Consider the following 20,796-nt stretch of genomic DNA (forward strand, 5'->3'; position numbering starts at 1 on the left):
GCGAACCACTTCGCCGGGCCTTCCCTTATTTCAGCTAAAGCCGTCTTCAGTTGCGCTGATTGCCCATGAAGCGCAGCAGGAACAGGAACATGTTGATGAAGTCGAGATAGAGGTTCAGCGCCCCCATCACCACCGACTTGCCCATCATGTCCGTGCCGGCGACATAGGCATAGATGCTCTTGATCTTCTGCGTGTCATAAGCGGTCAGACCCGCAAACAGCAGCACGCCGACGAAGCTGATCACCAGATTCATGGCGCTCGACCGCAGGAACAGGTTGATGAGGCTGGCGACCAGCAGACCGACAACACCCATGATGAGGAAGGTGCCGAAACCCGAAAGGTCGCGCTTCGTCGTATAGCCCCAGAGGCTAAGCCCCGCAAAGGCAGCCGCCGTCGCGAAGAAGGTCTGGGCAACGGACGTGCCGGTATAGACGAGCAGGATGGACGAGAGCGACAGGCCCATCACCGCGGCATAGGCCCAGAACATCGCCTGCATCGCGAAGGTCGACAGACGGTTGATGCCAAAGCTCATCGTCATCACGAACAGCAGCGGCGCGAACATGATGACATATTTCAATATGCCGGGTCCGGCCAGGATCTGGTAAGCAAACCCGCTGGAGGCGAACAGCATGGCGACGACGCCCGTCAGCAGCACGCCGCTCGCCATATAATTGTAAACCGACAGCATATAGCTGCGCAGGCCAGCGTCATACGCCTCCCCGCGCGCAACGGTCGTGCCGCCAAAACCCGCAACGTCGGAACGCGGATCGGACCAATTGGCCATGAGATATTCTCCTTCACCGGCATCCATGCGGCCGGTTCCCTCATTATCGGCTTATCGCGCTTCCAATTCAAGCCGCGAGCGCAATCTGACTTATCGCCGCGAAACAGCTATAGGAAGGCGATGCACCGCCTGTTCGTCGCCATACGCCCGCCCGCCGACATCCGCGCCGGCCTCATCGCCCTGATGAACGGGATCAATGGAGCGCGCTGGCAGGACGACGACCAGTTGCACATCACCCTGCGCTTCATTGGAGAGGTCGACCGCCACCAGGCCAATGACATCGCCGACGCACTGGCGAATATCCGCTTTTCGCCCTTCCGGACCGCACTGTCCGGCGTGGGCTGCTTCGACCGCAAGGGCCATGTCAACGCGCTCTGGGCAGGCATGGAGCCACGCGCACCCCTCGCCCGGCTTCATCGGAAAGTGGACCGCGCCTGCATCGCCGCGGGCCTGTCACCGGACGATCGCAGCTATCTGCCGCACATCACCCTCGCCCGCTTCGGACGCACGGCCGGCCCGATGGACGCCTTCATCGCCCTTCATGCCGGCCTGGCAAGCGCCCCATTCACCGTCGATGAGTTCGCCCTCTATGAAAGCCATCTCAGCCAGAACGGCTCGACCTATCATTTGATCGAACGCTATAGGGCGGACAGGGACGAGCCCGAATAAGACGCGATTGCCGCAAGCGTTCCTGGCGAATTCAGGTCGACAGCGCGCCGCAGGCCACCCGTCCACCCGCATTGCCGGCAGGATCGGTCTTGTTGTCGTCCGCCTGCGCATGGATCACCAACGCCGCGCCGTCGCCGTCCAGCAGCGGCGTCGCGCCTCCGCTGATGGTCCCGCCGGGGATGACATATTCCATTTCGCCCGAACCGTCGGCGCCGGCGATCATGTTCGGCATATCGCCCATGTGCATGCCCGCAGGATTATCCTTGCCATGCTTGTGACCCGTGGGATTCCAGTGTCCGCCAGCGCTCGTGAAATCGGGCGGCGTACAGGTTCCGGTGCCGTGGATATGCACGGCATGCATGCCCGGCGTCAGCCCTTGCGCGCGCACCAGCACATGCAGGCCATCGGTCGCCTGCGTCACCGTCGCATCTCCGCGCGGCGATCCGTCCGCGGCCAGCAGCTTCGCATGGGCCACGGGCGCGGCGGCGTCGCTTGCAGGGGCCGTCCCCGACGACCCGGTCGCACAGGCCGATGCCAGGGCAGCCATCGGCAATGCCAGAAGAATTGCGGCAATTTTCATGATGAACCAACTCCGAGAAGAACGCTGCTAGGCGAACGCAACATGACGGTCTTTGTTGCCTAAGCGATCCGAAATGTCACCGCTTTTCATCCCGATCATGCTTTGGGCCGGAGGGCACAAGCCGCTCCTCCAAGGGCGCTCGAGCAAGACAGGGGTTCGCCAGGGGCCAATCCATTGCACGCAACTTCCGCATTGCCATTGGCAGCACCAGAGGCTGGCCGGGCCTGAACAGCATCTTCCCCGATTTGGTCCGAAGCCCGCTACAGGCGAGTTCGCAGCCCTCCCTGTACAAACCGCATGGAAAAAGGGGCCGGTCTTTCGACCAGCCCCTCAATCCCTTCCCATCCCGAAGGATGGAAAATCTTACTGACCCGAACCCGGACCGTAGGTGATTTCCACGCGACGGTTCTGCAGTTCGCGGACGCCGTCGGCGGTTTCGACGCGAGGGTTCGATTCACCGAACGCCTGGGTCGTGATCACGCCGTCAGGAATGCCCTTCGACGAGATATATGCCTTGACGGCATCGGCGCGACGCTGGGACAGGCCGACGTTGTACGAGGCCGAACCCGAACGGTCCGCATAACCCGCCAGCATGACCTGCGCGCTGCCGCAGTTGCTGTAGGCCGAAACCGCATTGTCCAGAATGGTGGCGGCGTCAGGCGTGATGTCCGACTTGTCCCATTCGAAGAAGACGATGTACGGCCCAGGGCTGCACTCAGCCACCGGCGGCGGAGGCGGCGGGGGCGGAGGCGGCGGGGGCGGCGGAGGCGGCGGGGGCGGCGGCGGAGCAGCCGGTTCACCACCGAAGTTGTAGGTCAGGCCCAGCAGCAGGCTGTGGGTGCGCAGCTTGGTGTCGACCGACGAGCCGGCGGGGCCACCGATGGTGGTGTAGGCCGGGATCAGCTTGATGTCGTCCTGGTTGAAGAAGCGATACTTCAGCGAGACGTCGACATTGTTGGTCAGCGGATAGCGAACGCCAGCCAGCGCCTGCCAGGCGAAGCCGGTGTCGGAATCGTTCACCAGATCGTTGGCCAGCTTGCCGCGCGAAACGCCGACACCGCCGCCGACGAAGCCCTGCAGGCCGTCATCGGGACCGAAGTCCAGCAAGCCGTTCAGCATGAACGACAGAGCCGAAGCCGAACCGCCGAAGCCGCTCTTGTCCAGATCCACCTTGGCGCGCTTGTAAGCGGCCTCGGCCTCCAGACGGAAACCGCCGAAGTCATAACCGATATTGGCGTCACCGTCGAAGCCCTTGTGGTAGTCCACGCCGGCAACCGTGTTGCTGGCAGCGCCGCCATTGCCGGGGGTGAAGGTGATGTCCTGATCTTCGACGAGAACAACGCCGGAATCGATACCGATATACCAGCTATTGTCACGCGCCAGGGCCGGGGTGGCCAGGGCGCTGGTCGCAAGCACAGCCGCGAGGGCAAGCTTCCGCATCTGAATTCCCCTTTCAAAAGTGTCACGAAGGACTGCTGAAACCCTGTATCGGGTAGAAAGTTTCATGGCAAGTCCACAATTGGCAAAACTGTTGCAAAAATAACGCAGTTAACCCTGTCGCCTTCCGTTGGCTCCTAATTCGAAAGGGCAATTCTGGTAAAAGGCGGACACAGCGAAAGTCACAGCAGGATCAGCTTGCGATCAGTCCATGTGTCCGCAGCGCGCCCAGAATTGCGGCAAGGGCCGAACGCGCCTCCACGTCGACTATGGCGCCGCCCGCCGGATTGGCGACGGCCGCCACGGCCGCGCCCACGACCCGCTGCCCACCGACATAGAAGCCATCTGCCCGCACGGCGGAATCCTCCCAGCGCGCGCCGTCATGCCGCATGACATGCCCCCGGTCCGCGACCCATAGCGAAAGGCCCGCACGGGGCGCGGCGAAACGCCATCCCCCTTCCGTCCAGCAGGCCAGGGCCCCATCCTGCCCTTCCCAGGCGCCACCTGCCCCGGCGGCCACGATCCAGCAGGCGCCAGCCGTCGGCGACGCGGGCGGCTCATCCCGGTCGGCGCTTTCCACCGCGCCATGCAGCAGCATGTCGATCCGCGCCAGCGCCTCGTTGTGAAACAGCTCCTTCTGCGCCTGCCCGGCGAAAAGCTGGGGCAAGGCCCAACGGAGCGTCGAGTCCATCACCATGATTCGATTGTCCTTTTCTTCAGAAAATGCCCATCAGCCGACCAGAACGATCCGCGCCGCACGCCCCAGCGCATAGGTGCCGATCTGACGGATCTCGACCGCCAGCCCGCCCGAATGGCCCATATCCTCCGCCACCGCGGCCGCGTCATAGGTCCAGGGCGATCGGTCGGTGACGATCCTGCGCAGTTCCGTCGACCCGGCCCACAGGCGCAGTTCATAGCTCTCCCGATCCTCGCCCAGGGGCACGTCGGCCCCGCCGGTCCAGCGCCACCCGCTCCTGCTGCGCCTGGTCCAGCCGACGATCCAGCCGCCATCCCCGTCCGCACGCGCCGTGACATGCACCGGGGAAGGCGGCGCCAGGGCCTCCCCCCTTATCGTCAACAGCGCATCGGCCGGCTCGCTGTCGCCGACCCCGATCGCGGAGACATGGAGGCTGCCGCCAATCTCCACCCCGCCATAAGCGGCAAGCTCGACCAGCCGGTCCTCCTCCAGCAACAGGAAGGCCTCGCCCTCGCCATGGGAATCCATCGCCCATTCGGTTCCGAACAATCCCCGCCGCAGCCCTTCCAGCCGGAAACTGGCGGCCCCGGTCTGCACCACATGGCTGAACTGGACCAGTTCCCGCCCGACAAGGCACAGATTGCGCCCCAGCCCCAGCGCCGCCTCGTCCGCCCCCGCCAATTCCATGTCCGCCGACAGCAGAGTGACATGGAGGGCATTGATCCGGTCGATCATCGTCACGCTCCCCGCGGCCAGTCCATTGTCCGTTCGCCCCATCACGGCGCGGCCGGCCGTCCGCCCGGCAGGCGAAGCCTCCCCCGTCGCACCGACCACGAAAAGCGCCGCGCCGCGCCACGCCTCGCCACCGCTCGCCGCCGCCACGATCAGGGGAGCGGCCGCCGCCCCTTCCCTGATCATGGGCAAATCGGCCAGCATCAGCGTGGTCGGGCCATGCGGCGTGTCGGCCTGCCGCACCATCGCGCCGGAGGACGCCCCCGGCGGCATCGCGGCGCCCGCCCCCGGCAAGCGCCTCAAGGCGAGGCGCACGGCCATCGCCTCCCATTCGCGCTCCTCTATCCGCCACCGGCCCGGCACGCCTTCCACCGCGACGACATCGCCCGGCGCATGGCGCAGCGCATCCCACCCGCAGCGCAGCGTCATGGTCGATCGCCCCGCCCAGGCCATCCCCAGCTTCCGCGCCGCCAGCGACCGCGCCTCCTCGCCCGACAGCACCATCGGCAGGTCCACCCCCTGCTCCAGCCGTCCCGGCCCCGGCCGTCCGATACGCTGCACACCCGCCTGATAGTCGCGCGCCGGATCATGATAACGGACCGACAAGGCCGCCGGCACGCTGTCCGCCGCGCCGCCCGCATGCTCGAACCCGTCCAGCGCCCGCCCATTGACCGACCGGCACAGCGCCCCCGCCGCGATCCCCGCCGTCCCTTCCCCCTCCGCGGCCCGCAGGCGCAACCCCGCTTCTTCCGCCACGAAGGCCAGGCCGAACGCCTCCACCAGCGGCGCCAGCGCATCGCCCACATCGGCGCCGCCCGCCGCCATGCCGGCGACCGCGCCCAGCCCATCGCCGGTCAACATCCCCCCGCTCAACGCCGCCGCCAGACCGGCAATCGCGACCGGCCCCTCGTCCGCCTCCACCTCGAAGGTCAGTGAAGGAATGCGGTTGCCATAATCCGCCAGCGCCAGATCCTCGAACACGGCATAGGCGATCCCCCGATGCGCCGGCGTCGCTCCCACGCCCTCCGCTGCCGCGATCAGCGGATCGACCGCCTGATCCTCGCCTCCGCCATGCAGCCTGAACGCCCCCAGCTCGGTCTTGAAGTCCCCCGCCGCCCCGCGCAGCAGGTTGCCGTCCGCCCAGATGCGCCGCACCGACCGCACGGCCCGCGCCGACAGCGCCACGGCAAAGCTCGCCGAATAGCTGTAGCTGGTGACGCTGGGCCGCCCCTTGCCTCCGCCGCTCCTGTGCCTCGTCTCCTTGAGGTCCGTCGCCCAGATCACGGTTCCCGCCACCCGCAGCGTACCGAACAGCCTCGGCACCTGCGACCCATAGGTCGACGTCTGGACCTGAACCTCGTTCAGCCGCCGCCCCTCCACGCCCTTGGGCCTGAACAGCACCGCATGGTCGAAGGCGTTGCCGATCAGCCCGCCGATGGCGCCCCCCAGCGGCCCGCCAATGGCCGTGCCAAGGGCGGTCAACACGATCGTCGCCATAGATTCTCCTATTCCGCCCGCCAGTAACCCAGCACCGGCCAGGGCGAAGGCCCCGGCATCTCCACGACGCGCCCCACGCCCGCATGGGCATGGACATGTCCGCCCGGCACGACGATCATCAGGTGCAGTTGCAACGGCCCCGGCCGCACCAGCGCCAGATCGCCCTCGCGCGCCGCATCGACCCGCCGCAGCCCCGCCGCGCGCAGCCAGTCCGCCGCCCGGCCCTCATCCCCGGACCGCAGCCCATATCCCTCCGGCGCCGCCCGCCCCAGCACCAGCGCCGCCAGCCCGACGCAATCCAACCCCCGCTCGGGCAGCCGCCCGTGCAGGCGGAACCGCACGCCCACCAAGGCGCGGGCCGCCGCCACGACCCCGCTCACGCCGCCCCCGGATAGCGCGTCAGCAAATCCGTCCCCGGCAGATAGGGCTCCCCCCGAAAATTCACCGCATTGCCGAACCGGCCGACGCACGTCGCCAACCGCCGGTCGCACCCCTCGGTCAGCAGCGCCAGCGCGCCCGCCTCCACCGCAAAGGGCGGCGGATCGGCCAGGCCGACATCCTCGGCGCCATTGTCGATCACCCCCTGCACTATCCCGCCATTGGCCCCGGTCAGCCAGCGCAGCGTCCCGAAGGCGTAGGCCCCCGGCTCCAGCCCGGCCACGCTCGCCACCGCATCCTCCACCGCGCCGACGGCCACCACGCGCCGCCGCCCGGCCAGATCGACCCGGCACTGCCTGTCCCCCAGCGCAGCCCGGCAGTCCGGCGAAGTGGACGGCGCGACAGAAGCCTTCAGCGCCGCCATCGCGCCCACCAGCTCTGCTGAAAAAGCCCCCGCCTTGCGCGTCACGGCCCCGATCTCCCCCCGCGCCAGCAGCAGCCACAGATCGCCCGGCGCCTCCCACTCGGTCAGCCGCAACTCCAGCCCGGCCCCGTCCCAGCGCCCCGCTATCAGGTCCGCCTCGCTGATCGCATCCGCCACCAGCGCGCCTTCGACATCGCTGTCCGCGCCCTCCACCCCGATGCCGCTGCGCACGGCGGAAGGCGTCATCCCCGGCGCCGCGCGATAGAGCAGATGGCCGATCTCCAGATCGCGATCATGGCTCGTCAGCCCGATCGTCACCCCGTCCCGCCGCTCGATCCGCCAGCAAAAGGCCAGCGTCGCCAGCGGCTTCTCCAACGCTTCCAGCCCGCTCATTCCCTGATCTCCACCAATGGCACCGACGGCGCCTCGCCCGCCGCGAAGGTCGCCCGGTTGATGTCCAGCCGGTCCTCGGCAAAGCGCACCGGCACGTCGAAGCGGAAACCGGCCGTCAGCACCGCTCCCTCGGCGGGCGCGACATCGAAGGCGATCATGCCCAGCCCGGCATGGCTCCAGCCGCCCACCATCTCCACGCCGTCCACGGCCACCCGGATGGTCCCCGCCACCGGCCGCGTGATCCGCCGCGCCTGCGCCTCCTCGCCCGCGCCGTAGAAGCGCTGCAAGGGAAACTCCGCCCGCACCCCGTCGCCCAGCCCCAGCCGCTGGTCCAGCGGCCCCGGCGCCTCCCCCATGCCGCAACTGCGGTCATCGAAGGGATCGCTGAACCGGAACCCCCGCGCCGCGCCCCGCCGCGCCCGGAAGAAGGCGATCAGCGCCGCCATGTCCGCCTCCGACCGCACGCCCGGCCCGGCATCGAAGGACAGGCGCGCATTCGCCCAGTCGCTGCTGCGCCGCTCATGCCCCGAAACGCTCTCCACGACCTGCGTCGAAAAGGCCGGCGCGACACTCGCCTCCCGTCCGACGCCCAAAGGAAAGGACACATCGTCAAAGGCTTGCACATCTTCCTCCCCATTCAATCTGAAGCAGGTGAAGCCGTCCCGCGCCACCTGCGGCAGCGCCCAGATGAAGGTCGCGGCCGTCCCCCGCCGCACCGCCGCATCCGCCGCCGCCGCGATCTCCCGCCATTGCGCGGCATCCTCCCCGCGCAGCACGAAGCCCGAAAGATAATGCTGCGCCTCGACCGGATAGCCGAGCCGCTCCACCGCCAGTTCGACGCCCCGCGCCGTCAGCCGCTCGCGTCCCTGCGTCACCCAGTCATAATCTTCCAGTTGCAGCACATCGAAGGCGGGCGACGCCCATCCCAACGGCATGTTCGCCCGCTTGGCTTCCGGCGCCAGCGGATCGAGCACCGTGGGCAGATAGGCGAGCAGATGCGTCACCGCCCCCGGCGCCACCCCCTTCACCCAGGCGCAGAGCGCCGCCGTCGATGCCGCCAGCACTTCGCCCGCCCGGTTCAGCAACGCCTTCTGCCCGGCGCTCAGCGTCCCCCGCACATCCGGGATCGACACCAGCGCCGTCCCGAACGCCGCCCGCGCCGCATCGTCATACAGGCAGATGCGCCCGTCGGCAGGCATCACCCACCACCAGGGCTCGCCCACCTGAAATCCGATCTCCAGTCCAGCCGCCAACCCGATGAAAACAAAGGCCCCTGCCACCAGCCGCAAATAGCTCATCGCCCCGTCATGCGCAGGGGAAAGCAGGGTGGAGGGCGGCGACCAGCCCGTCAGCGCGGGAGAACCATCCTCCGCCCGCTGCTTCCAGTCGTTCCAGCAGTGCTCGTCGAACAATTCATAGGAAAGCGACCAGATCACCCCCAGCCCCAGCGCCTTCGCCCGCCGCGCGAAATCGGCATGCCAGGCGGCGCAGGGCGCGTTCAGCACCCCGCCGGCCAGGCTGATGTAAAATCCGCCGCCCAGCGGTTCCAGCCGGAAATAATGGCTCATCCCGACATAATGGTTGATGTCCCCGCGATAGCCCAGCGCATGGATCGACGCGACGATCCGCTCCGGCGTCTGGTTGAAGCAGTCGTCATAGCCGGTCGCCATCGACAGCCCATGTTCGGGCAGCACCGCATCGCCCACGCGCAGCACCGACCCGGCCCCGTCGCAGCCCATGTCGGAAAGCTCGCACCACCCCTCGACCCCGCCGGCAAAGGCGGCGCTCCCCGCATCGTAACCGGGCGCGGCGAGGGAGATGAACATCCGGTCCACATCGCCTGCCCAGACCTCTTCCCCTTCGCTCAACAGGAATCCGCTCCTGATCGCGGAAAAATCCAGTGTGATCACAGCATCTTCCGGCCCGCCGCTCGCATAGTTCCACAAGCGCACATACCAGGCCCGCGCATGCCCCGCCGCGTCCCTCCCCTCGATGGTCAGCGTCGGCCCATGCGTCTGGTCCAGCCGCCGCAGCCCTCCGCTCCGCCAGCGGAAGCGCAGCACGCAATCGCGAAAATCCCGATCCGTCTCATAGGCCAGCAGGGCATGGCTCCACTTGTCCTCCGCCTCCCAGATCAGCCCCGCCAGATCCCCGGACCCGTAAAAGACGGCATCCACCCGAAGCGCGTCCGGCGCGGTGGTGACGACACTCGCCATCATCGGCCGGGGAAAATTGACGGTCCAGTGCGTCGGCGCGAACCGCTTCATGAACCGCGCCTCCTGCCCCCGCCGCGCATCGGCCAGCCAGTAAGCCAGTCTGCTCATCCGCTTATCGCCCCCCTGACCGCCCGGGCCACCTGCCGCGCGCTGCGCGCCAGCAATCGGGCGCTATCCGCCCCCTGCCCCTGCACCGCGATGCTCACCCGCACATCCCGCGCGCCACCACCGCCATGGGGAACAACCTGCCCGCTCGCGGTGGGCACAAAGACCTCGGGCCCCCGCTCTCCCACGACATAGGCCCGCCCCGGCGCCACCGGCCCGCCGGTTGCCCGCCCCGGCAAGCCCAAGGCGGACGCCGCCAGCCCGATCAGCCCGCCATCGCCGCCGATGCCGTTCATCCCGGCCCGCAAGGCGCTGGCCGCAATGTCGTCCAGCACCCGCAGCGCAATGGCCTTCAGCTCCTCGAAACCGAACCGCCCGGTCCGCACTGCCCGCAACAACCCCTGCTCGATCCGCCGCCCGGCCCGCTCCGCTCCCGTCGCAAGAGGCCCTTCCAGCTCCCCCCGCATCGCCTCGACATCCCGCGCAAAACCCTGCCTGTCCGCCCGCACCCGCACGACCAGATTGTCGATCTCCTCGTCCATCCCTCTCACCTCGCAACCGAAAAGAAAAAGCCCCTCCCTTCAGGGAGGGGTTTGGGGGAGGGGAAAGCCCCACATTCCAACCTCAATCCGGCATCCCAGCCCGCAACCTCTCCAACTCCCCGCGATCCATCCCCACGCGCGCCTCGTCCTCATCCCCATGAGCCGCCCGCAACACGCTCTCCAGTTCCGCGGGCGTCGACCGCCAGAACTCCTCCGGCCGCCACCCCAGCAACCACCCCGCGACCCCTGCCAGCCGCGCCGCCGCTTTGAAAAAGCTCATCGTCCCCCCAAAATCTGCCCGAGTATCCCGCGCAGAACCGGCGTCAGCTTCGCCAGCCCCGCCGCCACGATCGCCTCGCCCAAAGCCTCTCGCGTCAATCCCGCCGGCGGCTCCGCCAGGCAATGCCAGAACAGCCCGGCCATCTCGCCCAGCGACAGCTTCCCGTCCGCCGCCCGCTCCACCAGCGCGAACAACGGTCCCAATTCCTCCTCAGCCGCCACCAAAGCCGCGAAACTGGGCCGCAGCACAAGGCGCTCCCCACCCAGTTCCAGCGCAGCCTCCCCCCGGGCACCGTTAGCCGGGGCGCCATTGCCCCCGCTCACAGCGACACCACCGGCCCGGAACTTTCCAGGCTCAGCGCATAGTTGCGCTCGCCATTATAATCCCCGGCATAGTCCAGCCGCGTCACCAGAAAGCGCCCGCGCATCTTCTCGCCGCTTTCGAAGCTCAGCTCATAATCCTCGATGGTCCCGGCCAGCGCATGGTTGCGCAGCCGCACCTCCGCCGCCGATCCGGTGAATATGCCCGCCGCCGACACGCTGACGGATCGCACGCCCGCACCCGACAGCAGCTCGCGCCAGCCGCCCGATCCCTTGTGCGTGACGTTCACCGCCTCGCCGTTGACGGACAGTTGCGTGGTCCGCATCCCGGCCACGGTCGCATAGGCCGCAGGCGCCCCGCCATCGCCTATTTTCAACAGAAACGCGCTTCCTTTTTCCACGCCCATGGCGCATTCTCCTCTACGATAAACCGTGCAAGATTCGGGATTTGGAGAGAGGCCCCCTATGTTCGTCACCGCCCCCCTGATGCTGTTGCTGGCCGCCGCTCCGCAGGGCGGCGTCGATGTCGGCACTGGCCGCAAGGACTATTCGCAGTGCCTGTCGAAACAGATTCAGCCCGCCATCGACAAGAAACTGTCGCTCGGCGATTTCCAGTCCGCGCTGAAGAGCGAATGCGGCGCCAAGGAAGCCGCCTTCCGCGCCGCCATCGTCGCCGACGACAAGTCGAGCGGCATGTCGGACAAGGACGCGCAATCGGACGCCGACGACCAGATCAGCGAATATCGGGACAAGATCGTCGGAGAATATGAAGACTATTCGAAGCCGGGCAGCTAAGCCCGCACCACCCGCACCCGATAATCCACCAGGGCCTGCCACCCGTCCCGTGCCGCCGTCCGCGCCACGCGGGACCGCACCAGCCCCGCGCCAACGACCCGCCAGCCCTCCACCGGCCCCATCGCCCGCATCGCCGCATCCACGCGCTCCAGCAGGCCGCCCAGCCGCGCAGGCGCTTCCCCCACGTCGAACAGGCTGACCGCCACGGTCAGTTCCCACCCCTCCACATCCTTCGCGCCCCAATCCAGCGCGATGCAGTCCCCCACCACCCCATAGGGCGCGCTGGCCCGTCCCGGCGCGCCGTCGAACAGCCCGTTCACCCCCGCCATCAAGACGGCATCCCCACGCAGGGCCGCAACCACGGCTCCACGCACCGCCACCTCCGCGCTCATCGCCGCCCCTTTCCCGAATGCCGCACCGCTTCCCGCAGCGCCAGATCGCCCATCCACCGCGCCTTGAGCCCGCGCCCGGACAGCCGCACCGCCTCACCCTCGACCTGCGCCTCCACGCCGGTCGCCGCCAGAGCCGCGGCAATCCCCCGCCGCCGCGCCTCCATCCGCGCCTCGACCAGCGCGCCCAGCCATCCCCTCATGCCCACCGCCCCCTCATGCTCATGCCAGCCGCATCCGCCGCCATGGCCGCCACAGCGCGCTCACCACGGCGGGCGGCGTCGCCACGTCCCCGCCCCGCGCCGCGAAATGCTCCGCCGCCAGCCGCACGATCCCCTGCCGGATCGCTTCGGGCAGCGCATCCTCATCGACCGCCAGCCCCGCGCGATAGCGCACCACGACCTCCCCCGGCCCATCGACCGGCCGCGCCCGCACCCAGCCATCGCCGGAAGCATCGATGTCGATCGCATGGGCCTCCGGCGCCAGCGCCACGCCGGCCGCCTCCACCCCCTCGATCGCCACCACCGGCCGCGCCGTCAGCCTCTGCCAGCTCCCGTCCGCGACGACCGTCTCCGACGCCTCCCGCACCACCAGCCACTGCCCGATAAACTGCTCGCAAAGCCCCGAAGCGCTTCCCAAAAGCCGCTCCAGCACGCCATCCTCATCATCCGACCCGATCCGCAACCAGGCCTTGAGATCCGCCAACATGGCCCCTCCCACCAAAAAAGGGGACGCCCCGCAGGACGCCCCCAGTCTTTCCTTCTCCCCTTGTGGGAGAAGGATGCGCAGCCTTAGCGGCAAGGCCGCTTAGGCGAAGTTGGATGAGGGGTGATCAGGAAGCCGCGAACTTCATCAGCTTGATCGCCTCCGAATTGGCCACGGCCCCGCCGATCCGCTTCACCGCATAGAAATGCACGAACGGCTTGTTGCTGAACGGATCGCGCAGGATGCTGGTCTCGCTGCGTTCGGAAATCACATAGCCCGCCTGGAAATTGCCGAACGCGATCGACAGCGAACCCGCCGCAATGTCCGGCATGTCCTCGGCCTCGACCACCGGATAGCCCAGCAGCGTCGCCGGCTGCCCCGCGCTCAGCGAAGGCTGCCAGATGAACGCCCCGTCGCTGGTCTTCATCTTGCGGATGACCGACAGCGTGGCCGAATTCATCACGAAGCAGGCCCCCTGGCGATAGGGCGCGCGCAACGCCTGCACCAGGTCGATCAGCCTGTCCTGCCCCGAAGCGGCAAAGGCCCCCGAAGCCCCCGACGCCACATATTGCAGCGACCCGAAGGCGCGCACGCTGTCCGCCTCATTGGTCGTCGTATAGGTCAGGAAGCCCTTGGGCTTGTTCGTCCCATTGCCGTTGACGAAGGCCGCGCCCTCCGCCGCCGCGAACTCGCGGGCGATCTCCCCGGCCAGCCAGCCCTCGACGTCGAACTGCGCATCGTCCAGCATCGCCTGGCTCGCCGCCGGATTGGCGTAGAGCTCGCCCGAAGGCGGCACGATCTCGTTGAAGCTCGGCGTCGCCGTCTCCGCCCGCGCGCCCGTTTCGCTGGCCCAGCCGGACACGATGCCGCCCGACGTCACCAGCTTGCGATAGCCCGCCGTACCCGTCCGCACGACATTGGCGATCGACCGGATGGGCGAAATCGCCTTCAGCGTCGCGCCGATGATCTGGTCGATCTCCCGCGGCACCGCATAGCCGCCCGCCGCGCCCGAAGCGCCGGAAAAGCTCTTGAGCTCGACCCCGGCCTCCAGCCCCTGCCGCACATAGCGCTCGACGAAGGCGGCCCGATGCGGATCGACCGCCCCGCCCTTCACGCCATCCAGCGCGGGCCTCTGCTGAACCAGCAGCGCCCCCCTCAACGCCGCGACCTCACTTTCCAGCCCGGCAATACGCTCACCCTGCGCCATCACGTCAAAGCTCGCTTCCAATTGATCCGTCATCCACCACTCCCACGAAAAAGGGCGGCCCACCGGACCGCCCGAACAGCTCCTTCTCCCCTTGTGGGAGAAGGATACGAAGCCTTGGCGGCAAAGCCGCCCAGGCGAAGTTGGATGAGGGGTAAGGCCCCCTATTCCACCGCAATCACCCGAGCCAGATCCTGCATCGGATGCGTGACGACGCTCACCTCCACCACCTCCAGCTCCAGCAATTCCCGGGGCGAAACCCCTCTCGCCTCCCGCACCCGATAGCCAAAGGACAACCCGTCCACCGCCTTCTCCCGAAGCGCGCGACCCGCCTCCCGCCCCGCCGCCGTCCGCCCGGAAACCCGCCCGATCACGCGCAGGCCCCGCGCATCCTCCTCGACCTTCTCGACCGTCCCGATCACCTCGCCGGGCCGATGCTGCCACAGCAGCGGCACCCCCGCCGCCACCCCGGCAAAGGCCCCCGCCCGCACCACATCGCCGCCCCGGTCCACCCGGTCGAACACCGCCGCATAGCCGGCGAACCGCACGTCACTCATGCGCCAGCCCCAACAGACCCAGCTTCACCGCCATCCCCAGCAGCATCAGCGCGGTGACGATCCGCACGACCCAGGCGACGACCGCGCCCCGCGCCGCCTTCTTCGCGTCGCGCCAGCCGCCCAGCAGTTCGCGCAGCTCCCGCACATCCGCCTCCGCCCCGCGATCCGCCAGCCCCAGCCGCTCCAGCGCCCGCCCCGCGCCCAGTTCGCTCGCCTCCTCGACCAGCGCGCGGATCATCAGCATGTCCGCCCCCGCCGGCTGCGCCTCGGCCTGCGCCACCAGCCGCGCCAGCATCTCCCCATCATATTTCATCACCTGCCTCCGCGCCCGTCGCCTCACCCCATGCCCAGCATCGCCTTCTTCTCCTCCGCCGACAGGAAGTCCGCGGCCGCCACCCGGTCCCACAGCGCGCTCCTCTCCTCGAACAGCGCGGGCACCGCATCCAGGTCGGCGCCCAGACACAGCGCCGGCCACCAGCCCTGCAGACCCTGCGCCAACCCACCCCAGATCTTCGCCAGCAGCGGCAGGATCGTCTGCCGCCACAACGCCCGATTGGCCTCGCGATAATTGGCGTAGCTATTGTCCCCCGGCAGCCCCATCAGCATCGGCGGCACGCCGAAGGCGAGCGCGATCTCCCGCGCCGCCGCCGCCTTCAGCCCCACGAAATCCATCTCGGCGGGCGTCAGGCTCATCGCCTTCCAGTCCAGCCCGCCCTCCAGCAGCATCGGCCGCCCGGCATTGGCCGCGCCGGAAAAGGCGACCTCCATCTCCCGCTTGACCCGCTCGAACTGCTCGGGGCTCATCACCGACCCGTCGCCCGGATCGTAGACCATCGCGCCCGAAGGCCGCGCCGCATTGTCCAGCAGCGCCTTGTTCCACACCGTCGCCGCATTGTGGATCGCCACCGCCCCGGCGGCCGCCCCGACGCAGCCCAGCCCATAATGATCGTCCAGCGGATGCAGCGCCTTCAGGTGCACGATCCCGGTCCTTCCGGCGCCATCCTCGGGCGACAGCCGCGTCACGCTTTCCCCGACGCGATAGAGATAGGCCGCCGGCCATCCCCGCGCATCCGCCTCCACGCTCACCCGCTCGGGCCGCAGCGCATACAGCTCGCCCGGCATCCCGTCCGCCCCCAGGATGATCTGCACATAGGCATTGCCATGCAGCAGCAGATGGCCGGCCACCGTCTCCACCAGCGACTGTCCGGACGAACAGCGCGCCACCAGCGCCTTCACCCGCGCCCGAACCTCCTCCGCGACGCCCCCGACGACCAGCGCGGTCCCGCCAGCCCCCTCCGACACCAGCCGCAGCGCCCTCTGCGCCACCGGATTGCCGATCATCCCGGCCCGCACCTGCTGCTCATAGCTGGCCGGCCACTCGCCCAGCGCGACCCCGCCCGATCCCCAGGCACGCGCCAACACCGGCCGCGCCCCGCCGCGCGCCGCCTTCACCCCGAACAATTTCATGGACCCACCCACCGACAAAAAATCCTCCCCCCGGGAACGGAGGGAGGATCGTGAAGGTCTGCGGCGCTCAGCCGCCTACCGAAAACCGGACGGGTCTGCCCCGTCCCCGAACTCTCAGGGATTGCGGGCCAAAACCCGATCGCAGGCGGAATTGGTCCCCTCGCTCTTCCCGATCACGCGCCCCGCCACGGCGCCCGCCGCGCCGGCCAGCAGGGATTCGCCCAGACTGCCGCCGGCCAGCGCGCCGACGCCGGCCCCGCCCGCCGCACCGATCACCGTGCCCTTGTCCCGCCCCTTCTTCGCCTGGAGCAGGCAATAGCGCACATCATCCCGATCGCGCGGCGCGGCCCGCGCCACCCGCGCCCGCTCCTTGCCGTTCAGCGAAGCCGCCAGCACCGGCGAACCCACCAGAGCCAGCCCCGCCGCAGCCATCGTCCATCCGGCCAGTTTCATGACCAATCTCCTTGCAAATCAGACGAAAGGACTACGCAAACACCAGGTCATTGTTCCCCCATTACGAACAGGCCCTCCATTACGAACAGGCCCCCATTACGAACCGGCAATGTCCGTCGATCATGACCATAGCGCTCCTGCGAAGGCAGGACCGCGCAGGATCAGGCATCCCCCCAAATCCCCCGCACCCGCGCATCCCCGCGCCGCCCCAGCATCAACTCGGTCAACCCCCACACCAGGGCGTCGGCCCGATCCGGCGACCGCCCCGGCCCCTCATAGCCGCCGCCCAGCATCATCCCGCACATCTGGTCCTCCAGCGCGGGAAAGCCGCCCCGATGCGCCACCCGCCCGGCCTCATAAAGGGCCGCCACCGGCTCGGCCCGCGCCACCTTCCCCCGGCTCGCATGCACCAGCCGCACGGGCAGCCCGGCCTCGGCGGCGCGCAGCACGCTCTCGACCATCGCCCCGCCATTATTCGCCTCGGCCACCACCCGGTCCGCGCCATGCACCAGCGCCGCCGCCGCCACCGCCCGCGCCCAGCCCTCCGGCGTCGCGCCCTCCACCGTCGCATCGGCAATCACATAGGCGCGCCGATCCGCCCCCAGCCCGACGACCACGATCCCGCAGGCGTCGCCATGCGCGGAGGCGGGCGGATCGACCGCCACCACCACCCGCGCCAGCCCGCCGCGTACATGCGCCACCCGGCACCGCTCCAGCAGATCGCGGGTCCACAGCGCGCCCTCGACTTCCTCGATCAGCTCGCCCTCCAGCTCCTGCCGCCCCAGCCGCGTCCCGCCATAGCTCCGCTCCATCGCCGCCAGGAACCCTTCCGCGAGATGCGCGACATTGTCCGCCGTCCGCCCCCGCGTCACCACCACGTCGCCGCCGTTGCGCGCCACCAGCCCCCGCACCAGGGCGACGGGCCGCGGCGTCGTCGTCGCCAGCACGCGCGGCGCGCCGCCCAGCCGCATCCCCATCATCAGATTGTCCCACACCGCCTCGCCGCCCGCCCATTTGGCGATCTCGTCGGCCCAGCCATGGCTGAACTGCGGCCCGCGCAGCCCCTCCGCCTCCGCCGCGCCGTAAAGCGTGGCGATCGCGCCATTGGGCCAGACCAGCTTGCGCAGCGCCGGCGCGAAGACCGGCCGGTTCCACCAGGGCGCGATGGACAACAGGCCCGACGCCCCCTCCACCATCACCGCCCGCGCCTCGCCCAGCGTCGCGCCGACCAGCGCGATGCGCGCCGCCGGATCGCTCTCCGCGACCGAGCGCACCCACTCCGCCCCGGCCCGCGTCTTGCCGAACCCGCGCCCCGCCATCATCAGCCAGATGCGCCAGTCCCCTTCGGGCGCCAGTTGCTCCGGCCGCGCCAGCCAGCGCCAGTCATGCGCCAGCGCATCGGCCGCCGCCGCGCCCAGCCCGGCCAGCACCCGCTCGCGCGCCGCCTCCGGCAGATGCGCCAGCCGTTCGAAATCCGAAAGGGCCATGCGCCCGCCTCCATTCATCGATTTTCCACGGCGGCCGATTTGGCCGATCAGCCCCACATCCCTATATGCCCGCCATGAGTTCCATCCGCCCCGCCCGCGCCGCCGACGGCGCCTGCCTGCTCGACATCTGGCGCAAGGCCGTCGACGCGACCCATGATTTCCTGACGCCGGCAGACCGCACCGCGATAGAGGCGGAGGTCGCCGCCTTCCTCCCCCACGCGCCCGCCTGGCTCGCCACCGACCCGGACGACCACGCCATCGGCTTCATGCTGATCGACGGCACGCATATGGAGGCGCTGTTCATCGACCCCGCATGGCGCGGCCAGGGGGTCGGGCGCCGCCTGATCGACCACGCCCTGTCGCTCCACCCCACGCTCACCACGGACGTCAACGAACAGAATGCGCAGGCGATCGGCTTCTACGAAGCCATGCGCTTCGCCCGCACCGGCCGCTCCGACCAGGACGGCCAGGGCCGTCCCTACCCCCTGATCCACCTCCGCTACGCCCCCTGACGAGATAGCTGAAACGACCAGTTTTTGCCGTCTAAGATGAAATCTTTTGTCTCAAAAGCGGTCATCGCTTTCCTGATAGCAAGCGCCTATTAAAGATTCCGGGCTACATGAATTTGGTTCCTGCCAGCCTCCTTGGCGGCGTAGAGGGCTTCGTCAGCGGCTTTCATTGCAGCACGCGGGTCCGGATAATCGAATATGTCGGCGATGCCGGCGGAAAAGGTGACCCGCCCGACGGGCTGGTCTGTCTTCCGGTTGATCAGGCGCCGGTCGGCCATGCTTTCCCGCACATCGTCAAGCTGATTCTTCACTTCGGAGACTGGCAGTCCTCGGAAGAGCATGACGAATTCCTCGCCACCATGGCGCGCGACATGGCACTTGTCGTCACTGATCCTGGCGAGTGTCTCCGCTATCAACCGGATAACGCGGTCGCCGGTGTCGTGGCCGTGCGTGTCATTGACGCGCTTGAAATGATCGATGTCGCAAAATGCGACGGCCAGCGGTTCCATCGCGCCGCGCGCTTCGCGATATTCGCGTTCCAACACGGCTTCAAAGGCACGCCTGTTAGGGAGGCCGGTCAGATGATCGACCTCCGCCTCCCGCTTGGCCTTTTCCAGGCTCCGGCGCAATGATTCCGCTTCCTCCTCGCTGCGGTGCATATCGCTTTCGAGTTGCCGGGTCCGCTCCAACATGGCGGTAGCCATTTTCGTGAAGTGCGAAATGATCTGCCCCGTTTCCGAACTGGCGGCGAGTTCGGCGACATGGCCCTCCAGCTCGACGGAATATTCCGAGGTGGCGCTGCGCGCCGCATTGGTATTTCTGGAGAATATTTCGATGCTGTTCTCCATCTGGCCGATCAGCAACTCGACGCCGTTGTGCTGCTTGTCGGATTGATCGATCCCTGCCACTTCATCCAGCCACTCCTGCGTGATCTCAAGGCCAGCCGCATGGCGCTTTGCAATTTTGCGGGCCAGGACTGGATTGCCTCCGGAGAATATTCCATGCGTGGTGACGAGATTGGTCGATGTCACGTCAAGGCGATGACTGACCAGGAAAGTCGCAATTTCATCGAGCAGGTGCCGCCGCACCGCCTGGATCAAGTCGCCGCTTCCCTTGGCATATTGTTGCTCTGCCGGTTCACGAACGCCGCGCCGACCGAGCCAGCCCAGAAATCTGTTCGATGCATTGTCAAAGTCGCTCATATATCCCGCCCCCACGAGAAGATTTAATTGCCGATTTTCAGCGCTGCTGCCTGCGATATTGTTTCGGCGTCGTGCCCGCAAACTGTTGAAACACACGACGAAATGCGCCGGCGCTCGCGAAGCCGACCGCCTGTGCAATGGATTCGACCGATTGATCCGGAACGGCGCGCAGCATCTCTTGCGCGCGGCGAACGCGCCAGTCGCTGACGAAACGATATGGTCCGACGCCCGTCGTCGCCTTGAACGCGCGGGAGAAGTGAGAGCGACTGAGATCGACCACGTCTGCAAGCTCATCAAGGCCGATGGCGCGATGCTGATTGGCGAAGATAAAATCCTGAATGCGTGCAAGTTGCGCCTTGCTCAAGGGCGCGGCCTCCCGTGACGGCCGCATTCCCAGCAATTCGATTGTCGCGCTCAGGCAAAGAGCTTCGGCGTAGAGGGGGTCATCGTCACCACGTACGGCCAGGTCGCGCAGCTTGATCATCGTCGATGCCAGGCCGGCATTGCGAACATATGCAAAAGGTGCCGCATTGGCGCAGGCATATCGTTCTCCCAATTCTTCGGAAACGATATCGGGTTCGAAATAGAGAGCCGTGTAGCTGTTTTCTCCGCGAGCAGGCTTTGCCCACCCCTCAATGGCGCATCCTTCGGGCGCGAAGGTGAGCGTGTCGCGAAGCTGCGTCTTGGCCAAGGTCGGCAAACCCTCCATCTTCAGCTCACCGTCGGTCAGCATCAGCTCATGATAGGCGAGATAGCAACTGTCGCCCTTTGCGCGGAAATCATAGCCTTCATCTGTCGTGAGGAGCACATGTTCGACCCTGAACCCGCGCCAGGCGAGCGGGGATTTTTTTGCTCCGACTTGCGAGGCGTCTTGGAACTGGAGTTCGAGCGTAGGCAGTATTTCCATGGCGGCGATATACGGCAATTTTTGCTATATGCTACAATTATTGCTGCAAATGATCGTGCTCTTTGTC

The 20,796-nt window shown here is 67.8% G+C and carries 26 protein-coding genes; 3 read left to right on the top strand and 23 right to left on the bottom strand.

The window, feature by feature from the left end:
• Positions 1 to 46: 46 nt before the first annotated feature.
• Positions 47 to 784 (bottom strand): Bax inhibitor-1/YccA family protein, encoded by a 738-nt coding sequence (locus tag EWH10_RS00380; protein WP_025548846.1) that lies wholly within the window; start codon positions 782 to 784, stop codon positions 47 to 49.
• A 120-nt stretch (positions 785 to 904) separates the two neighbouring features.
• Between EWH10_RS00380 and thpR the strand changes: the two genes are divergently transcribed.
• Positions 905 to 1,453: an RNA 2',3'-cyclic phosphodiesterase gene (gene thpR, locus EWH10_RS00385; RefSeq protein ID WP_044662587.1), complete on the top strand. Its 549-nt coding sequence runs from the start codon at positions 905 to 907 to the stop codon at positions 1,451 to 1,453.
• A gap of 31 nt (positions 1,454 to 1,484) precedes the next feature.
• Here thpR and EWH10_RS00390 read toward each other — a convergent pair whose 3' ends face one another.
• From EWH10_RS00390 to EWH10_RS00440, 11 genes are all read right to left on the bottom strand, one after another.
• Positions 1,485 to 2,033: a superoxide dismutase family protein gene (locus EWH10_RS00390; protein WP_044662588.1), complete on the bottom strand. Its 549-nt coding sequence runs from the start codon at positions 2,031 to 2,033 to the stop codon at positions 1,485 to 1,487.
• Between the two features lie 363 nt (positions 2,034 to 2,396).
• Positions 2,397 to 3,473, bottom strand: a complete 1,077-nt coding sequence (locus tag EWH10_RS00395; RefSeq protein WP_044662589.1) for an OmpA family protein — start codon at positions 3,471 to 3,473, stop codon at positions 2,397 to 2,399.
• A gap of 190 nt (positions 3,474 to 3,663) precedes the next feature.
• Positions 3,664 to 4,167: a DUF2793 domain-containing protein gene (locus tag EWH10_RS00400; protein WP_044662590.1), complete on the bottom strand. Its 504-nt coding sequence runs from the start codon at positions 4,165 to 4,167 to the stop codon at positions 3,664 to 3,666.
• A gap of 33 nt (positions 4,168 to 4,200) precedes the next feature.
• Entirely contained in the window at positions 4,201 to 6,396 is a 2,196-nt protein-coding gene (locus EWH10_RS00405; RefSeq protein ID WP_044662591.1) for a phage tail protein, read from the bottom strand.
• A gap of 8 nt (positions 6,397 to 6,404) precedes the next feature.
• Entirely contained in the window at positions 6,405 to 6,764 is a 360-nt protein-coding gene (locus EWH10_RS00410; protein WP_013039658.1) for a hypothetical protein, read from the bottom strand.
• An 8-nt stretch (positions 6,765 to 6,772) separates the two neighbouring features.
• Complete coding sequence (locus EWH10_RS00415) at positions 6,773 to 7,591, bottom strand: DUF2163 domain-containing protein (protein ID WP_044662592.1); 819 nt, start codon at positions 7,589 to 7,591, stop codon at positions 6,773 to 6,775.
• Positions 7,588 to 9,915: a DUF2460 domain-containing protein gene (locus EWH10_RS00420; RefSeq protein WP_044662593.1), complete on the bottom strand. Its 2,328-nt coding sequence runs from the start codon at positions 9,913 to 9,915 to the stop codon at positions 7,588 to 7,590. The genes EWH10_RS00415 and EWH10_RS00420 overlap by 4 nt, the downstream gene beginning before the upstream one ends.
• Positions 9,912 to 10,454 carry a hypothetical protein gene (locus EWH10_RS00425; RefSeq protein WP_044662594.1) on the bottom strand — a complete coding sequence of 181 codons (543 nt, stop codon included), beginning with the start codon at positions 10,452 to 10,454 and terminating at the stop codon, positions 9,912 to 9,914. The genes EWH10_RS00420 and EWH10_RS00425 overlap by 4 nt, the downstream gene beginning before the upstream one ends.
• Positions 10,455 to 10,536: 82 nt before the next feature.
• On the bottom strand, positions 10,537 to 10,734 hold the full coding sequence (locus EWH10_RS00430) for a phage tail assembly chaperone (protein WP_044662595.1): 198 nt from the start codon (positions 10,732 to 10,734) through the stop codon (positions 10,537 to 10,539).
• On the bottom strand, positions 10,731 to 11,057 hold the full coding sequence (locus EWH10_RS00435) for a gene transfer agent family protein (RefSeq protein WP_229742428.1): 327 nt from the start codon (positions 11,055 to 11,057) through the stop codon (positions 10,731 to 10,733). Before EWH10_RS00435 ends, EWH10_RS00430 begins: the two co-directional genes overlap by 4 nt.
• Complete coding sequence (locus EWH10_RS00440; RefSeq protein ID WP_025552304.1) at positions 11,054 to 11,461, bottom strand: phage tail tube protein; 408 nt, start codon at positions 11,459 to 11,461, stop codon at positions 11,054 to 11,056. Before EWH10_RS00440 ends, EWH10_RS00435 begins: the two co-directional genes overlap by 4 nt.
• Positions 11,462 to 11,519: 58 nt before the next feature.
• Here EWH10_RS00440 and EWH10_RS00445 point away from each other — a divergent pair, with 58 nt between their 5' ends.
• Positions 11,520 to 11,849, top strand: a complete 330-nt coding sequence (locus tag EWH10_RS00445; RefSeq protein WP_025552306.1) for a hypothetical protein — start codon at positions 11,520 to 11,522, stop codon at positions 11,847 to 11,849.
• Here the strand turns inward: EWH10_RS00445 and gp17 are convergent.
• From gp17 to EWH10_RS00490, 9 genes are all read right to left on the bottom strand, one after another.
• Complete coding sequence (gene gp17 / locus EWH10_RS00450) at positions 11,846 to 12,241, bottom strand: tail completion protein gp17 (protein ID WP_044662596.1); 396 nt, start codon at positions 12,239 to 12,241, stop codon at positions 11,846 to 11,848. The two genes, EWH10_RS00445 and gp17, sit on opposite strands and share 4 nt — an antisense overlap.
• The gene (locus EWH10_RS00455) at positions 12,238 to 12,441 is read right to left on the bottom strand and encodes a hypothetical protein (RefSeq protein WP_044662597.1); all 204 of its coding nucleotides are present in this window, start codon (positions 12,439 to 12,441) and stop codon (positions 12,238 to 12,240) included. Before EWH10_RS00455 ends, gp17 begins: the two co-directional genes overlap by 4 nt.
• Before the next feature lie 19 nt (positions 12,442 to 12,460).
• Positions 12,461 to 12,946, bottom strand: coding sequence for a head-tail connector protein (locus tag EWH10_RS00460; protein ID WP_044662598.1), 486 nt, complete (start codon positions 12,944 to 12,946; stop codon positions 12,461 to 12,463).
• A 124-nt stretch (positions 12,947 to 13,070) separates the two neighbouring features.
• A complete protein-coding gene (locus tag EWH10_RS00465; protein ID WP_044662599.1) occupies positions 13,071 to 14,183 on the bottom strand; it encodes a phage major capsid protein in 1,113 nt (370 codons plus the stop codon).
• A 128-nt stretch (positions 14,184 to 14,311) separates the two neighbouring features.
• A complete protein-coding gene (locus EWH10_RS00470) occupies positions 14,312 to 14,704 on the bottom strand; it encodes an HK97 family phage prohead protease (RefSeq protein ID WP_044662600.1) in 393 nt (130 codons plus the stop codon).
• Positions 14,697 to 15,017, bottom strand: a complete 321-nt coding sequence (locus EWH10_RS00475) for a DUF6127 family protein (RefSeq protein ID WP_025552246.1) — start codon at positions 15,015 to 15,017, stop codon at positions 14,697 to 14,699. The genes EWH10_RS00470 and EWH10_RS00475 overlap by 8 nt, the downstream gene beginning before the upstream one ends.
• Positions 15,018 to 15,040: 23 nt before the next feature.
• Entirely contained in the window at positions 15,041 to 16,171 is a 1,131-nt protein-coding gene (locus EWH10_RS00480; RefSeq protein WP_130029749.1) for a phage portal protein, read from the bottom strand.
• Between the two features lie 114 nt (positions 16,172 to 16,285).
• Positions 16,286 to 16,624, bottom strand: coding sequence for a hypothetical protein (locus tag EWH10_RS00485; protein WP_044662602.1), 339 nt, complete (start codon positions 16,622 to 16,624; stop codon positions 16,286 to 16,288).
• Between the two features lie 161 nt (positions 16,625 to 16,785).
• Positions 16,786 to 18,111: a DNA-packaging protein gene (locus EWH10_RS00490; RefSeq protein WP_025552161.1), complete on the bottom strand. Its 1,326-nt coding sequence runs from the start codon at positions 18,109 to 18,111 to the stop codon at positions 16,786 to 16,788.
• Between the two features lie 65 nt (positions 18,112 to 18,176).
• On the opposite strand from EWH10_RS00490, the gene EWH10_RS00495 reads away from it, so the two are divergent.
• Positions 18,177 to 18,623, top strand: a complete 447-nt coding sequence (locus EWH10_RS00495) for an acetyltransferase (protein WP_044662603.1) — start codon at positions 18,177 to 18,179, stop codon at positions 18,621 to 18,623.
• Between the two features lie 89 nt (positions 18,624 to 18,712).
• Here the strand turns inward: EWH10_RS00495 and EWH10_RS00500 are convergent, their stop codons facing one another.
• Both EWH10_RS00500 and EWH10_RS00505 read right to left on the bottom strand, forming a co-directional pair.
• Positions 18,713 to 19,822 carry a GGDEF domain-containing protein gene (locus EWH10_RS00500; RefSeq protein ID WP_083199221.1) on the bottom strand — a complete coding sequence of 370 codons (1,110 nt, stop codon included), beginning with the start codon at positions 19,820 to 19,822 and terminating at the stop codon, positions 18,713 to 18,715.
• Between the two features lie 37 nt (positions 19,823 to 19,859).
• The gene (locus tag EWH10_RS00505) at positions 19,860 to 20,747 is read right to left on the bottom strand and encodes a helix-turn-helix domain-containing protein (protein ID WP_139111520.1); all 888 of its coding nucleotides are present in this window, start codon (positions 20,745 to 20,747) and stop codon (positions 19,860 to 19,862) included.
• Positions 20,748 to 20,796 lie beyond the last annotated feature (49 nt).

The sequence above is a fragment of the Sphingobium fuliginis genome (assembly GCF_004152845.1).
GTDB classification, from domain to species: Bacteria; Pseudomonadota; Alphaproteobacteria; order Sphingomonadales; family Sphingomonadaceae; genus Sphingobium; species Sphingobium fuliginis.